The organism is Sorangium sp. So ce204, assembly GCF_051526795.1.
GTDB lineage: Bacteria > Myxococcota_A > Polyangia > Polyangiales > Polyangiaceae > Sorangium > Sorangium cellulosum_B.
In genome coordinates this window covers 359,913-376,050 of record NZ_CP150317.1, presented here as the reverse complement: position 1 = coordinate 376,050, position 16,138 = coordinate 359,913, and the positions used below count along the sequence as shown (strand labels likewise).

Sequence of the window (16,138 nt, the reverse complement as noted above, 5' to 3'; positions counted from 1 at the left end):
ACGAGTTCAGAGGTCGACATGTCCAGAATCGCCATCACATCCGATCGGGCCCCGCGCGCCATCGGCCCCTACTCGCAGGCCGTCAAGGCCGGAGATCTCGTGTTCTGCAGCGGCCAGATCCCGATCGATCCAGCGACGGGCGAGCTCGTCGCCGGGGGGATCGAGGAGCAGACGGCCCGGGTGATCAAGAACCTGACCGAGGTGCTGTCCGCGGCCGGCGCGAGCTGGAGCGACGTGGTGAAGACCACGATCTACCTGACGGACCTCGCGGATTTCACCATCGTCAACCAGGTGTACGGAGCAGCCGTCGGCGGCGTGCTGCCCGCACGGGCGACGGTGCAGGTGGCGGCGCTGCCCAAGGGCGCCGCCGTCGAGATCGAAGCTGTTGCCCATCTTTCGCGATAATCGGGGAGCCGCGGCCGCGGTCCCCATCTCCACTATGTCCCCGGGAGCCTCGACATGAGCACAAAGAACGAGAGCGAGAGCACGGAGCGGACCGCCAGCGCAGTGTCCGAATCTGCGCGCGAGGGCGCCTCCGATGCAGAGAGCGGAGACAAGCCGCGCGCGCGGAGGGTCGTCCGCTCGGCGAGCACGTCCGTCGGCGCGAGCGGCGCGAGCGGCGTGAAGCGGACCGACGAGCCCGCCGAGGGCGCGCCGGCGCAGGCCGCAGGCGAGGCGCCGCGTCCCTCGTCGAAGGCCGCCGCAAAGGAACCGCAGGGCTCGCTGCTGGACGTCATCGCGCCCCGCAAGCGGCCGGCGCTCGCGGACGCGCCGCCGACGACCGAGGACGCCGCGCCGCCGCCGGCCGCCGCGCCGCGGGTGGTGCGCGACTACCGCGCGCCCAGGCCCGAGCGGCCCGCCGCGGCCTCCGGCGGGCCGAGGCCCGACCGCGGGCCCAGGCCCGATCGCGGCCCGCGCCCCGACCGTGGACCCAGGCCCGACCGCGGGCCGCGCCCCGACCGCGGGCCCAGGCCCGACCGTGGACCCAGGCCCGAGCAGGGCGCTGGTGCTGGAGCGGCGCAGGTAGCAGGCGCGGAGCAGGGCGCGAGGCCCGACCGCGGGCCGCGCCCCGACCGCCCCTGGTCCGACCGCGGACCCAGGCCCGGTGGGCCCAGGCCCGACCGTGGACCCAGGCCCGACCGCGGGCCGCGCCCCGAGCGCGGGCCGAGGCCCGACCGCGGCTTCTCGGCGCGGCCGGCAGGAGAAGGCGGGCGGCCGCAGGGCCCCGGGGGCGCCGAAGGACGAGCGCCCGCCGCGGCGAAGCAGCAGCAGAGCGACCGGATGGTGACCGTTGTCGGCCAGGGCGCGACAGCGACGGTCGTGACGGGCAAGAGCGCCCGGCAGCCGCAGGGCCCGGCCAAGCCGGCGCACCTCCTCTTCGCGCTGCCGGCCGCCAAGGCGAAGCCGGTCGCGACAGCGGACAAGCCGGCGCTCACGGCGCGCGAGGCGCTCGGCGCGCGCACCGCGAAGGCCCAGCAGGCCGCGGCCACGGCGAAGAGCAAGGCCGAGAGCGGCGCCCGCCCGGAAGGCAGCAGCCCGGGCGCCGGGGCGGCGAAGGTCGACTTCGACGCCGAGGTGCTCGCGGCGGGCTGGGATCGGGCGCTCGAGGCGCTGAAGGCGGCGGGCGACGCCGCGCCGGCGCTCGTCGACGCCTGGCTCGGCGCGTCCAACGCGGAGGCGATCGCGGCCGCCGCCGAGTCGGAGGACGCCTCCGGCGCGGCGCGCAAGGCGGCGCGGCGCGCGCTCAACGTGCTCAAGTCGCGCGGGGCGGCGATCCCGACGCGCCCGCGCGTTGTGCGGCTCGCGGAGGAGCGCGCCGAGGTGGTCGAGGCGACGCTCATCCCGCCCGACTCGAGCGGGACCGAGGCCATCGCGATCACGAGCCGCGACACGAGCGGCCGCTACCGGATCGCCGAGGTGATCGTGCGCGACTCGGTCGGCGTGCTGCACGCCGGCGCGGGGTGGCTCAGCGGCTCGCAGATCAAGGAGGGCCGCGTGCGCGCGTACGAGAACCTGGGCACGGCGCCCGTACCGGTCTCCCTGGAGTGGGCGCGCCACCGGATCGCGGCCGCGAAGCGGCAGAACGCGGTGTCGGGGCAGGTCGTGCCGCTCGGGTTCGAGGGGTGTCGCGATCTCATCGAGCCCGCGCCGGACGCCGAGCCGAGGCACCCGGTGGCGGACCTCGAAGAGAGCCTGACGGACGAGCAGGTGACCGCGCAGATCGCTGGCTCCGCCGCGCTGCACGACGAGCCCGAGTTCCGGCACTGGCTGCCCTCGCGGCCGGCGCTCGACGAGCTCCTGCAGAAGGTCGGCCAGCGGCTCGGGGCCGCCGGGATGCGCGATCCCGGGCTGGTGAACACGGCCCTGCGGGAGGAGATCGACCTCGCGACCGACCGCTTCTTCTCGCCCGAGGTGCGCGGGCAGCTCGCGACGCGGATGCGGAGCAGCGCCGTGTCGCTGCGGGCGCGCAGGGGCGACGCGGCGGCCACCACCGCCCTCGCCGTCGCGCGCGCCATCAAGGACGCCGGGCTGATCACCTCGCCGCCGCGGGAGATCCCCTTCCTGGCGGCCTTCTTCCAGAAGGCGCTCGGCGTGCTGGCGCAGCAGGGCGGCGGGCAGCTGCGGATCCCGGTCCCGGCCGGCGCCGTCCCGCCCGCGAGGGACGCCGCGGCGGGCGGCGAGGAGCCCGCCGAGGGCTCCAGCCCCGAGGCCCAGCCGTCCACCGGCGGCTGATCGGGAGCGCCGGCCTCGCCGGCGCGCCGGCGACGCGAAGCCGGTGACACAGAAGCCGAGAGGCGAGCCCGGGGCGACCCGGCGCTCGCCTCTCGGCTTTTGTCCTGGCGGAGCTACTTCACCGCGATGGTGATGTCGCCGTTCTCGGTGAACAGCTCGAGCAGGCCGCCGTCGCCGTCCCCCATCGTGTACGACGTCGCGCTGCCCTCGCCGGCGGTGGCCCACGTCGAGGGGATGCCCTGCTCCACGACGTCGCCGTGGAGCGTGTGCGCGGTCATCGTCCCGTCCACCCCGGCCGGCACCGAGAGCTCGATCGCGCCGTTGCCGGAGCTGATCGCGCCATCGGAGCTGCTCCACGCGTCGAGGTCGACGAAGACATGGCCGTTGTCGGTGGACACGTCGATCGCGCCGCGCGCGCCGACAACGTCGATGCTGCCGTTGTCGCTCACCACGGTGGTGCCGCGGGACGGGGCGCCGTCCAGGTTGATCTCGACGCCGCCGTTGTCCTGCTCGACGCGGAGCCCGCCGTCGAACGCGGCGGGCAGGATGACCTGGATGTCGGCGCCCAGCCCTCCCCACCCGCCCGAGACGCGCCGCGTCGAGATCACGACATCACCGTCGGTGATCGCGGCGAGCTTGAGGTCGTTCTCGATCTCCTCCACCGCGACCTCCCGCTCGTCCTTCTTGCGCATCGTGAACGGGGAGAAGGTGACCTCGACCTCGCTCACGCCCCCGGTGACGACCTCGACCTCCCCGTTCTCGCTCACGATGCGGACGCTCTGGGTCGGTAGGTACTCGACCCGAGCGCGCTCCTTGGTGCCCTCGTAACGCACGAGGGTCTCGGCGGTGATGGAGTTGTCGTCGATGCTCAGGGCACACCCGGCCGTCGCTGCAGCGGACACGGAGCACACCAGGAAGCAGGCGATTCGAAGCGAGCGATTCATCATGGATTCCTCTCGGGCAGAGTGTACGGCGGGCGAAGTGCGAGCCCCATCCGACCCGCGCAGGGAACGTGCCGGCCAGTTCCTTGGACGCGCGCTCCGAGCGACACGTCATGGATCGCAAGATTTCGACGCTGTCGAGCCGGGGCGCAGCGGGCTCAGGGCGTCTCCCACGGGAGGGGCATCGCACCAGCACCCACCCTCCTGCGGAAAGCCGCGTGCAGCGCTCGGGTCTTCGGGCCGGGGACACCCGCGCCGATCGTGTGGGCGTCCACGCGAACGACCGGGACAATCTCCCGGAGGCTCGAGGTGATGAACGCCTCCTCGGCGGCGAGGAGCCGGGCCATCGTGACCGGCTCGCAGCACACCGGCATGCCGAGCTCGCCCGCGACGTGCATCACGTGGGCCCGGGTGATGCCGACGAGGATCCCCGCCTCCTTGGGCGGCGTGATCAGCAGGTGCCCCGGGTCCTCCGCGCCCTCGTGCGACGCGGGCCGCCGCTCGACAAGGAAGACGTTGGACGTCGTGCCCTCCACGACATGACCTGACGGGTCGAGGATCAGCGCCTCGTGCGCCCCCGCGGCCCGCGCCTCGCGCAGGGCGAGCAGGCTCTCGAGGTAGTTCGAGACCTTGGCGCCGGGCGCCGCGTCGCCGGCCCGCTGGGTGCGGATCGTGACGACCGCGATCCCCGCGCGGTAGAGCCCGCCCGGCAGCGGCTTCAGCGGCTCGACGAGGATGACGCGGAGGGGCGCGCCCGCGAGCGAGGGATCGAGCCCGAGCGGACCGCTGCCGCGCGTCAGCATCACGCGGATGGTGCTCTCGAGCGGCGCGGCCGAGCCCGCGGCGGACGCCGAGCCCTGAGCGCCCGCCGTGGCCCCGGCGCTCCCGGCCGCCGTCGCTGCCCGGAGCAGCGCGACGACCTCGCGGCCGAGCTCGTCGCGCGGGATCGGCAGGGCGATCGCGATCCGCTCGGCCGAGCGCTCCAGGCGGGCGAGGTGCTCTTCCAGAGCGAACGGCTCGCCGCCGTAGGTGCGGATGGTCTCGAAGACGCTATCGCCGTAGAGGAAGCCGCGGTCGTAGACCGAGACCCTGGCCTCCTCCGGCCGGTGGATGACACCATCGATGCTGACTAGCCGCGTCACGCGGCGAGATTACGTCACTTCTTGAGCTGCGCCAGGAGCTCCTTCGCCGGGGCGAAGTCGCGCTCGTTGTCGAGCGCGCGCTCGAGCATCTGGATCGCCTTCTTGTCGTCGTTCTGACGGTGGCTGATCACGCCGAGGTAATAGAAGACCTCGCCCTTGCTGATCGGCGCGCCCTCGTCGAGCTTCTGGAGGAGCAGGGCGCGGAAGGTCTTCTGCGCGCGATCGATGTGCGCCGCCTTCGCCGCGTCGTCGCCCGACTCCGACAGATCGAGCGCCAGCACGCCGAGGTCGCGGAGGATGGCGATCGAGCCCGGGTCGATCTTGAAGGCGATGTCGAGCTCGGCGAGCGCCCGCTCCCGCTGCCCCTCGGCCAGGTAGGCCTTGGCGAGGCGGTGGTGGATCGCGGCGAGATCCTTCGAGCGGCGGCCGCCGTAGGACTCGACGATCTGCTGGAGCGCCTCGGCGGCCTTCTGGCCGCGGCCCGAGGCGCTGTACGCGTCGCACAGCGCGAGCAGGAGCTCGCGGTCGCCCGGCACGAGCTCGGTGGCCTTGACCAGGAGGTCCGCCGCGCGGCCGGGATCGTCCCGCTTCGCCAGGTGGATGCCGGCCGCCTTGCGGTAGAGCGCCACCTTCTCGGCCGGCTGCGCGGCCGCCTCGGCGTCGCCGGTGATGAGATCGGCGAGCTCGGTGAAGGCCTGCTGCTTCTCGTAGAGGGCGAGGAGCTGCTTCCTGATCTCCTGCGCCGACCCGTCCGCCGCGAGCCCCCGCTCGAGCACGCGCCGGACCGCCCCCTCGTCGCCGAGGGACCGGTGCAGATCCGCGAGCCGGAGCGCCGTGGCCACCGCCTCCGCGCCGAGGGCGTCCTCGAGGATCACCTCAAGCCGCTGCGCCGCCTCGGCCTTCTCCCCGCGCTGCTCGTGCAGGCGCGCCAGCGCGAGGAGCGCGCCGTGGTGGCGCGGCTCGCGCTCGAGGACCGCGCGGTAGGTCTCGATCGCCCGCGCCGTGTCGTTCAGCCGCGCCTCGTAGACCTCGCCGAGGCGGACGCTGTACGAGAGCTCCGCCGCGACGTCGCCGCGGTCCTTCGCGCGCTCGATCTGCGTGACGAACAGGTCCGACAGCTCCTGATCGCGGCCGGTCTTCTCGAGCAGCTGCGCGAGCAGGACCGTCGCCTTCTCGTTGTCGGGCTGCTCGTCGAGGACCGCGCGCAGGTGCTCGGTCGCCTCGCTCACCGCGTCGAGCCGCGAGAGGCAGATCTCCGCGCTCTCGAGGCGCAGCGCCGAGCGGGCCTCGGGCGACTCGGCCAGGTCGGTGAGCCGCTCGAGCAGCGCGAGCAGCTCCTTGTGCTTGCCGGCCTTCGCGTAGAGCTCGCGCAGCGCCGTCGCGGCGCGCTCGTCGCCCGGATCCGCCTCGAAGAGCGTCTCGTAGAGCTCGATCGCCGCCGCGTCGTCGCCGAGCCGCTCGCGCGCGACCGCCGCGGCGGCGTGCCGCGCGTCGCGGATGCGCTCGGCCTCGGCGTAGAGCTCGGACTGGCGCACGAGCAGCCGGAAGACCTCCTTGTGGTCGCCCGCCTCCTCCCGCACCTTCGTGAGCTCGGCGAGCGCCCAGGTGTCGCCCTCGTCCGCGGCGATCATCTCGCGCAGGATCGCCTCGACGAGCTCGCGGTCGCCCAGCGCGCGCTCCGCCAGCTCCTTCGCCTCGCGGCGCAGCTCGCCCGCGCTCCCCTCCATGCCGTCGAGGGCGGCGATCCGGCGCAGCGTGCCGATGAGGTCGCGCTCGCGCCCCGGCGCCCGCTGCAGCTCCTCGATCGACCGCAGGATGTGCTCGCTCGTGGGATCGTGCGTGAGCGCCGCCTCGTACGCCGCCTCGGCGGCCTTGGCGTCGCCCACCTTGTTCTTCTGCCACTCGGCGATGCGCATCCAGAGGTCGCGCGCCGTGTCGCCGTCGAGCTCGGTCCCGGCCCGCACCGCCTGCTCCAGGGCGGAGGCGGCGCTCGCCCAGCCGCCCGTCAGCGGGGCCAGGCGCTCGATCTCGCCGAGCACGTCCGGGTCCGACGGGTCGTCGGCGAGCGCCTTCTCGAGGGTCTCCAGCGCCGCCCTCGGGTCGTTCGAGCGCACCTCGAGCACCTTCGCCAGGTCGAGGCGCATGCGGATCCGCTCCGCGCCGCCCGGCGCGAAGCGGATGCGCTTCTCGTAGAGGCGCGCCAGCGCGGCGTTGTCGCCCCGCGTCCGGTAGACGCCCTCGAGCGCCTCGGCCGCCTCGTCGAAGAGCGCCGGGTCCTCGGTGAGCGCCTCGAGCGCGCCGCTCGCCCGCTCGTGATCGACCGCGCGATCGAGCGCCTGCCGCAGGGTGTTCAGGCCCTGGGGCTTGTCGCTGAACGACCCGATCTGGATCACCGCGAGCCGGTAGAAGAGATCCGCCTGATCGCGATCGCCGGGCGTGACCGCGACGCGGCGCTCGAGCACGTCCGCGAGCGCCCGCTCGTCGCCGAGGCGGCCGTAGAGCCGGTCGAGCGCCTCGAGGAGCTCGGGCGTGTCGCCGGCGTGCTCGACGGCCTTCGCGTAGGCCTGGGCGCTGCGCCGGTCGTCGCCGAGCTTCTCCTCGGCGATGCGGCCGATCCGCAGGAACAGGTCCTTCGCGATCGTCGCGTCGAACGTCGCCGCGGCCCGCTGCGCGAGCGCGTCGCAGTAGCGGCCGAAGCCGTCCGTGCGCTCCGCGAGCCGCTCGATCTCGCCGTGCAGCGACGCGTCGTCCGGCGCGTCCTCCAGCGCCCGGAGCAGCGCCTGCTCCGCCTCGAGCGGGCGCCCGAGCTGCACGTCCTGCACGAGGGCGATCGCCCGGAGGGTCGCGGCCCGGTCGGTCGGCTCGGTCTGCGCGCGCAGGCGCAGCTCGAGCGCGGCCGCGAGCTCCTCGTGGCGGCCGGCCGCGCGCAGGACGGGCTCGAGCACCTCGGCGGCGTCGAGCCGCAGCTCCTCCCGGCCCTCGCCGATGGCGCGGACCGCCTGGATCGCGTGGTCGTTCACCGCGTCCTCGTCGAGGACGAGCCGGTACTGCTCGATCGCGTCGCTCGGGCTCTCCAGCTCCCCCGCGTAGAGGTCGCCGATCGCCGTCCGCAGCTTGATGCGCGCGTCCCTGTCCGCGGCCGCGCTCGCCTGGAGCATCAGGTTCGACAGGAGCTCGTCCCACATCCGCTCGGCCCGGTAGAGCCGCTCCAGCGAGGACAGCACCGCCGGATCGCCCTGCTTCGCCTCGAGCGCCGCGTTGAGCGCCGCGATCGCGTCGCGCGGGCTCGAGAGATCCCGCTCGTAGCGCTCGGCGGCGCGCACGTTGAGGTCGTAGCGCAGCTCCTCCTCGTCGGGGCCCGCGAGCTCGACGCGCCGGCCGTAGAGCTCGACGAGGCGGCTCGCGGCGCCGCGCGGCTCGTGCAGCTCGATGAGGGCGTCGATCGTCATCGCGCTCTCGGGATCGAGCTCGAGCGCCCGCTCGTACGCCTGGATGGCGCCCTCGGTGTCCTCGAGCATCTCGAGCTTGGTCTCGGCGATGCGCCGGCAGATCGAGGCGTTCTCCTCGTCCGACGCCATCTCGCTCTTCTTCTCGAGGACGGAGATGAGCGTGTCCCAGTCGCTGAGCAGCACGGCCAGCGTGTCCATCTGCTCGAGCGGCTCGGCATCGCTCGGGTCGAGCGCGGACAGCCGCGCGTAGGCGCGGAGCGCCCGGCGCGGGTCGTCGATGCGCGTGTCGTAGACCTTGGCCAGCGACGAGAGCAGCTCGCGCTTCGTGAGCTCGTCCGACGTGGTGCTCACGCCCTGCTCGAGGCTCTCCGCGAGCTCCTCCCAGGCGCCGAGCTGCTCGGCGAGCCGCTCGAGCTCGCCGCGCGTCTCGCCGTCGTCCGGATCGAGCCCGAACGCCGCCCGGATCGCGTCGAAGGCGCGCAGCTCGTCGTTGCCGCGCGTCTCCCAGAGCTTCGCCGTCTCCCGGAGCACCGCGACCTTCTCGCGCGCGTCCGAGGCGAGGCCGAACCGCTCGTCGTTGAGCCGGACGAGCTGCCGCCAGTCGTCCGCCCCCTCGTAGAGCGGGCCGAGGATCTCGACGACCCGCGCCTTGTGCTCCGGATCCTGGATGAGCGCCTCGAGCGCCCGGATCGCCTCGGCGTGCGAGGGCACCTCGCCGACGATCGCCTCGAGCTGATCGATCGCGCCCGAGGTGTCCTCGAGCCGCGTGCGCAGGAGCTCCGCGAGCGCGAGCCGGTAGGGCGCCGCCCGCTCGCCGTTCGGGGCCGCCTCGGCCCGGCGCAGGTAGAGATCGGCGAGGTCGCGCGGCCGGTCGAGCTCGCGGTAGAGCTCCGTCAGCGCGTCGAGCGCCCGGGCGTCGTCCTCGTCGACGTCGAGCGCCGCGCGGTACGTCTCGATCGCGAGCGCGGGCTCGCGGAGCTCCGTCCGCTCCAGGCGCGCGATCGTGTGGAGTGCGTCGAGCCGGTCCTCGTCCTTCCGGTAGTCGAGCGCCGCGCGGTAGAGCTGGATGCGCTCGGCGTGGCGCCCTTCCTTGACGAGCAGCCCGTCGATCGCGTCGAACAGCTCGCGCGAGTCCGGCTCGAACTCGTGCGCGCGCCGGTACCACCGCAGCGCGTCGGCCACGTCGCCGAGCTGGGCGTAGAGCTCGCCGGTGCGCCGGCTGAGCTTCGCGCTCGACGCGTCGTCCGAGGTGAGCTCCCCGAGCTCCGCCGCGTAGATCTCCGCGAGCCGCCGCTCCGCGCTCGCCACCTTCGCGAGCCGCTCGAGCTCCGCCCAGACCCCCTCGTCGGTGAGGTCCTCGTGGAGGAGCTTCGCCACCGTCTCGAGCGCCGCGCGGTAATCCTCGAGCTGCTCCTCGTGCAGCGTCGCGAGCCGCTGCAGCAGATCGCGGCGCTCGACCGGGTCCTGGCTCGCGGCGAGGCGTGCGTCGAGCGCGATCTTCACCCGGTTCCAGTCCGCCCGGCGCAGGTACACCGGCTCGAGCATCTCGCCGGCGCGCGCCCTGTGCTCCGCCTCGGCCGAGCCCTCGAGGATCGCCTCGAGCAGCGAGACCGCGCCCTCGTGCGCCGGATCGATGAGCAGCGCCTCGGAGAGCTCGTCGAACGCGCGCTGCAGGTCCTCGGTGTGCCGGTGCGCGACGAGCGCGATCTTGACGTGCAGCTCGGCGAGGTCGCCGGCGCGCACGTCGAGCTGCCGCTCGTAGAGCCGGATGAGGTCCTGGAAGCGCCCCGCCTCGCGGTAGAGGCCGTCCAGCGCCGCGATCGCGTCCGGGTGGAGCGCGATGTCGAGGATCGTCTCGTAGGTCGCGATCGCGCCGGCCTGGTCCCCGAGCGGGCCCCGCTCGAGCTCGGCGATCCGGAAGAGCAGCCCCGTCTTCTCCTCGTCGGTCTCGGCGTTCTCGACCCGGAGCTTCAGGATCTCGAGCAGCCGCCCGGCGTCGCGCGCCTCGCCGTAGAGCTCCTCCAGCGCGATCATCGCGCGCCGGTCGTCCCCGCGGGCCTCGAGCGCCTTCTTGTACTGCTCGACCGCGAGCTCGCGGTCGTCGAGCTTGTGCCGCGCGAGCTCGCCGACCCGCAGCCGCACGTTCTGCTGCACGTCGCCGTCGAGGATGTCCGGCGCGATGCGCTGGAACAGCTCGCACACCTCGGACCAGCGCCCGGTGGCCTCGCCGAGCCGCTCGACCGTGGCGATCCAGGTCGTCACCTCGGGCTCACCCGCCGCCTCCCGCACGCCGCGGAGCGCGTAGCCGAACGCCCGCGACGTGTCGCCGAGCGGCCCCTCCGCGGTGCGGAGCGACTTCTGCAGGGTGGCGAGCCGCTCGCTCGGGAGATCCGAGGTCTCGACCTTGATCTCCAGGACCCGGAGCAGGCGCTCGGCGTCGCCGTCCGCCTCGTAGAGCGGCTCGAGCGTCTCGGCCGCGTCGCGCCGCGCGTCCTCCCGCTCGAGCATCGCCTCGAGCGCCGCGCGGCAGCGCGCGTTCGACGGGTCGAGCGAGAGCGCCTGGCGGTACGCCTCGAGCGCCCCCGTCGCGTCGGCCTGGTGCAGCCGCCGCACGTCGCCGAGCCGCGCCAAGAGGTCGAGCCGGGCGGGCGTCTCCACCGCGAGGGACAGGTCCACCTCCAGCGTCTCGGCGAGGTCGACCCAGCGCTCGTCGAGCTCGTAGAGCTCCTCGAGGGCCGCGAGCGTCGGGCGCTCGGGGCCGAACTCGTCGAGCACAGCGCGCCACGCGTTGATCGCCTCGGGCACGTCGGCGAGCTTCTGCGCGAGCGTCTCGGCCGCCTTCGTCATCGCGCGCCGCCGCTCCTCCGGCTCCGTCGTCGACTGCTCCCGCGCCCGGAGCACGGAGACGAGCTCCCGCCACTGCGACGTCCGCTCGTAGAGCCGCTCGAGCGCCGCGAGCGCCGCCACGTCGGCGCCGTCGTCGCCGAGCCGCGCCTGCCAGGCCTCGATCGCCTTGGCCGGGTCGTCCAGCACCGTCTCGTGCAGCGTCCCGATGCGCTCGTAGAGCGAGCGCCGCGTCTCGACGTTCTCCTCGAGGCGCACCTCGATCGCGAGCACGCCCGCGAGCGCCTGGTGCTGCTCCTTCGCCGCGTAGATGCGGCCGAGCGCCTGCGCCGCCGGGATCACCAGCGTCGGATCGGTCGGATCGATGGCGAGCACGCGCCGGTAGACCTTCTCGGCCCGGTCCGCGTCGCCGAGGAGGTCCTCGCAGATCCTCGCGACTTCCATCAGGATTTCGCCGCGGATGGTCGCCGTCCCGCACGCGTCGGCGGCCGCCGTGAGCACCTCGGCGACCTGCTCGTGCTCGCCGAGGCGCCGGCCGATCTCGATGAGCCGCTCGCGCGCCGCGAGGTCCTCCGGCTCGAGCGGCAGGAGCTCCGACAGGCTGGCGAACGCGCCCGCGTCGTCCCTGAGCCGCTCGTCCTGGAGCACGCTGACCCGGCGGAGCAGCTCGCGCCGCTCCGACTCGGTCTCGGCGCCCTGGCGCCGGATCTCGAGGACCCGCACGAGCTGCCGGATCTCGTCCCGCGCCTCGTACACCGCCTCGAGCACGCGCGCCGCCCGGAGCCGGAGCGCCCCGATGTCGAGCAGCCGCTCGACGAGCTCGCGCGCCTTCGGGTCGTTCTGGCGGATCCGCAGCACGTCCTCGAGGTGCCCGAGCGACCCCTCGGGCTCGTGCAGCCGGTCGAGGTAGATGCTGCCGAGCGACAGCTTGATCTCGACGCTCTCGGCCTCGGTCGCCGTCTTCAGGCGCTGCTCGAGGAGCGCCGCGAGGTCGCGGAAGCGGCCCTCGCGCTCGTAGAGCTTCTCCAGCGAGTCGAGCGCCGCCGTGTAGAACGGATCGAGCTCGAGGATGCGCTCGTAGTAGCCGATCGCCTTGGCGGCGTCGCCGATGATCTCCTCGGCGATGAGCGCCACCTCGTTGAGCAGCTCGATGCGCTCGCTCTGGTCCGTCGTGCCCTTCGCGGCGCGGTCGTAGAGCTCCTCGAGCTCGCCCCACCGCTCGGCCGCCGTCAGGATCTGCTTCAGCCGCTCGAACGCGCGGTGGTTGTTCGGGTCGAGGCTCAGCACCCGCTCCAGGTAGGGCTTCGCGCCCTCCGGGTCGCCGAGCTGCTCGTCGTGGAGGCTCGCCGCGCGCTCGCAGAGCTCGACCTCCACGGAGCTGCCGAGCACCTTGTCGCCCTCGGTGCGGCCCGCGACGAGGTGCACGCGGTACGCCTCCGCGAGGTCGGTCGGGCGGCCGGCGCGCCGCGACAGCTCGGCGGCGCGATCCCAGAGCTCGATGTCGTCCGAGAACTCGTGCAGCGCCCGGAGGAGCGCGTCGAACGCCGTCCCGGCCGCGTGCAGCTTCGCCTCCTCGACGCTCGCGAGCGTGAGGTAGAGCTCCCGCCGCCGCGCCGGATCCCGCTCCGACTCGAGGATGACCCGGAGCGCCATGGCCTCGCGCCGGTGGTTGCCCGTCTCGGCGTACTCGACGGCGAGCACCTTGGCCGCGCGCACGCGCGTCTCCGGGCGCTCGACGAGCCGCGAGAGGACGGTGATCGCGTCCGGGTCGTGCGCCGTCAGATCGAGCGCGCGCACCGCCGCCTCGAACGCGTCCGCCGGCCGATCCAGCCGGTCCAGGTAGAGCGTCGCGAGCTCGATCTCGCGGCGCGCCCGCTCGTCGCCCTCGCTGACGTCGCGGTGCGTGGCCACGATCACGGACGCCGCCTCGTACTCGCCCGCGGCGTTCAGGAGGCGCGAGAGCACCCGCAGCGCGTTGATGCGCCCGGGCGTCAGCGCGATGACCTTGCGCAGGAGCTCGATCGCCTTCGCGGGGTCGCCGAAGACCTCCTCCTCGAGCGTCGCCCACTCCTCGAGGATCTCGGCGCGATCCTCGCCCCCGACCTGGCTCGCCCTGAGCTCGAACAGCCACCGCAGATCGGCCTGCCGCTCGTTCGCCCGGAGGAGCGCGTCGAGCGCCCGCACCGTGTCGTCGTCGGACGGGTCATCCTCGACGAGGCCGCGGTAGACGGTCACCGCCTCGTCGAGCTTGCCCATCTCGCGCGCGTACACCTCGGCGAGCTTCAGCCGCAGCGTGCGCTGCACGTCGGTCTCGAGGTCCTCCGCCGTCCGCAGCCGGCCCTCGACCGCCTCGACGAACGGCCCCCACGAGCCCGCCGCCCGCGACCAGGCCTCGAGCAGGTCGAGCCCCTCGTCGTCCGGCTGAAGCTCGTAGGCGCGGCGCGCGTAGCCGAGCGCGCTCGGCTTGTCCGAGAGCGGCCCGCCCGTCACCGCCGCGAGCTTGCGCAGCATGCCGACCTGCGCCTCGGCGTCGTCCGTCGCGTCGAGGAGGATCTCGTAGAGCGCCGGCAGCCGGGCCCACTTCTCCTCCTCCTCGTAGATCGGCACGAGCGCGGCCGCGGCGCGCGCGTCCTTCGGCGAGACGCTGAGCACGCGCTCGTACGAGCGCGCCGCGCGCTCGGGCGCCTTGAGCTGCTCCTCGAAGATCCGGGCCGCGCGGAAGGAGATGTCGAGCTTCGTTGCCGGGTCGGTCGCCTTGTCCGCCGCGCCCGAGAGGAAGTCGACGAGGCCCTCCCAGTCGTTCTGCGAGGCGTAGAGCTCCTCGAGCCCGTCCCAGTCGCCCGCGGTGAAGTACGCGTCGCGCAGGACGCGGAGCGCGCGCGCGTGCCCCGGCGAGAGCGTGAGCACGCGCCGCCACGTCCGCGCCGCCTGGGCCGGATCCTTGAGGCGCTCGGCGTACACGGCCCCGAGCTTCTGCAGCGAGACGAGCCGCGCCGCGTCGTCGGCCGCGAGGTCGACGCGGCGCTCGAGCACCTCGGCGACCGTGGCGAAGTCCTTCTCGCGCTCGGCCTGCTTCTCCAGCGCGTCGAGCACCCCGGGGGCGCTCGGGTCGAGCTCGAGGATCCGCTTCTGCAGCGCGATCGCGTCCGCGCCGCGGTCGAGCCGCTCGGCGGCGAGCTTGGCCATCTCGCCGAGGAGCTCGATCTTCGCGGCGCCCTCGGCGCCCTCGAGCTTGCGCTCGTAGAGCGAGAAGAGCTGCGGCCAGGCGCGCCGCTTCAGGTACAGCTCGCGGAGCTTCTGCTGCGCCTCCTCGTCGATCGGCTCGACCGTGAGCAGCGCCTCGTACGCCGCGATGGCGTTCTGGACGTTGGAGAACTGGTCGAACCAGCGCCGCGCGACCGCGCGGTAGAGCCCCGCCTTCTCGGCGGGGCTCTCGGTCAGCTCGGCGAGGCGCTGCTGGTACGAGAGCAGGTCGCGCCAGCGCCCGAGCGACTCGTAGATGCGGGTCAGCTCCCGCACGGCGTCGACGTCCTTGTCGTCGAGCTGGACGATCTGGGTGAGGACCGTGACGAGGGCCGCGTCGTTCTTGGCGCGATCGCGGTAGATCCCGGCGATCTCGCGGAGCACCGCGACCCTGCCCGCGACGTCGTCGGCGGGCGTGCGCTCCAGGTCCTGCCGGTGGAGCTCGACGAGGGCGTTGTACCCCTCGGTCTGCAGGTAGAGGCGCTTCAGGGCGTCGCGCGCCTGGCGGTTCTCCGGGTCGGTCCGGAGCACGGACTTGTACTGCTCGATCGCCTTGGCGGCGTTCTCCTGCGACTCGGCGAGCCGCGCGAGCTCCGTGGCGATGGCGCGCCTCTCGGGGCCGTCGGGCACGGCGCGCTGCGCGTCCGTGAGGATCGTCGTGAGCCGCGGCTTGTCGCCGCGCTGCTCGAGCACCTCGCGGTAGAAGTTGAGCATCCCGGCGTGCGCCGGGTCGGCGCGGCGCACGCGGTCGAAATAGGGCTCGGCCGCCTGGGGCTGGCCGCGCATGCGCCAGTGGACCATGGCGATCTGCACGAGCATGCCGAGCTCCTCGCCGGGCTTCACGCCGCCGCTGCGGAGCTGGTCCTCGTAGAGGGCGACGAGGCGATCCCAGTCGCCCGCGGCGGAGTAGGCCTCGGTCAGGAACGAGAGCGCCTCGGGCTGGCCGGGCGAGAGGTCGAGCAGCTCCTCGTACGCCGCGACCGCGCGGGCCGGGTCGCTCAGGCGGGCCTTGACGGTGCGCGCCGCGCGGACGGCCGCCGCGATGCGGTCCTCCTTGAGCTGGGCCTCGCCCTTGACGAGCGACAGGACGCGGACGACGGCGTCCCAGTCCCCCGCGGAGGAGAAGGCGATCTCGGCGAGGTTGGCCGCGCGGAGGTTCTTCGGGTCGAGCAGCAGGGCGAGCTCGATGAGCTCGGCCACCCTGGCGCCGAGCTCGGCGCGGCCGTAGCGGTAGCCGATGTCGGCCGCGCTCGTGTAGAGCGCGCTCTTGAAGGCGCCGTCGGTCGCGCCCTCGGCCTCGGCCACGTACCGGTCCACGAGGTCGCGCCACCGCTCGCGCTTCGAGGCGTCGGTCTCGAGCGCCTCGGCCGCGGCGTCGTCGTCGGGGCGCAGCTCGAGCAGCCGCTTGTACGCGGCCGCCGCGCGATCGACGTCGATGAGCTCCTCGTGGTAGACGCGGGCGAGCTCGGCCTGCATCGCGGGCTCGACGGCGCTGCCTGCGGCGAGGGCGATCTCCAGCTCGAGGAGGCGGGCCACGGCCTGCCATTCCTTCCGCTGCTCGTGCCGCCCGCGCGCCGCGCCGAGCAGGCGCTCGACGTCCCCGGGGCCCGCGCCGTTGTTCGGAGCAGTCACGGCCTCCGCGAGCTCGTTCCAGGCTGCCTCGTTCTCGGGCTCATCCTGCAGACGCCCAAGGGCCATCCGAATCGTCTCAACGCTCATCGTCTCTCCGCGGACCTCGCGAATTCGGTCCGGTCCGTTCACGGGCCGGGCGAAGATAGCCGGGCGG

Annotated in this window: 5 protein-coding genes; 2 read left to right on the top strand and 3 right to left on the bottom strand. The window is 73.9% G+C overall.

Annotation, left to right across the window (positions count from 1 at the left end):
- Nucleotides 1–18: 18 nt before the first annotated feature.
- Nucleotides 19–405, top strand: a complete 387-nt coding sequence (locus WMF22_RS01420) for a RidA family protein (protein ID WP_012232891.1) — start codon at nt 19–21, stop codon at nt 403–405.
- A gap of 54 nt (nt 406–459) precedes the next feature.
- Nucleotides 460–2,733, top strand: coding sequence for a hypothetical protein (locus tag WMF22_RS01415; protein ID WP_438034600.1), 2,274 nt, complete (start codon nt 460–462; stop codon nt 2,731–2,733).
- A 113-nt stretch (nt 2,734–2,846) separates the two neighbouring features.
- On the opposite strand, the gene WMF22_RS01410 is transcribed toward WMF22_RS01415, so the two are convergent.
- From WMF22_RS01410 to WMF22_RS01400, 3 genes are all read right to left on the bottom strand, one after another.
- Entirely contained in the window at nt 2,847–3,680 is an 834-nt protein-coding gene (locus tag WMF22_RS01410) for a hypothetical protein (RefSeq protein ID WP_438034599.1), read from the bottom strand.
- Between the two features lie 152 nt (nt 3,681–3,832).
- Nucleotides 3,833–4,816, bottom strand: coding sequence for an aminotransferase class IV (locus tag WMF22_RS01405; protein WP_438034598.1), 984 nt, complete (start codon nt 4,814–4,816; stop codon nt 3,833–3,835).
- 14 nt (nt 4,817–4,830) lie between these two features.
- A complete protein-coding gene (locus WMF22_RS01400) occupies nt 4,831–16,050 on the bottom strand; it encodes a tetratricopeptide repeat protein (protein WP_438034597.1) in 11,220 nt (3,739 codons plus the stop codon).
- Nucleotides 16,051–16,138: the final 88 nt, after the last annotated feature.

Bases quoted from the DNA above. Each gene is read 5' to 3' on its own strand.
- WMF22_RS01420 (WP_012232891.1), top strand. From the start codon at position 19: ATGTCCAGAATCGCCATCACATCCGATCGGGCCCCGCGCGCCATCGGC.
- WMF22_RS01415 (WP_438034600.1), top strand. From the start codon at position 460: ATGAGCACAAAGAACGAGAGCGAGAGCACGGAGCGGACCGCCAGCGCA.
- WMF22_RS01410 (WP_438034599.1), bottom strand. From the start codon at position 3,680: ATGATGAATCGCTCGCTTCGAATCGCCTGCTTCCTGGTGTGCTCCGTG.
- WMF22_RS01400 (WP_438034597.1), bottom strand. From the start codon at position 16,050: ATGGCCCTTGGGCGTCTGCAGGATGAGCCCGAGAACGAGGCAGCCTGG.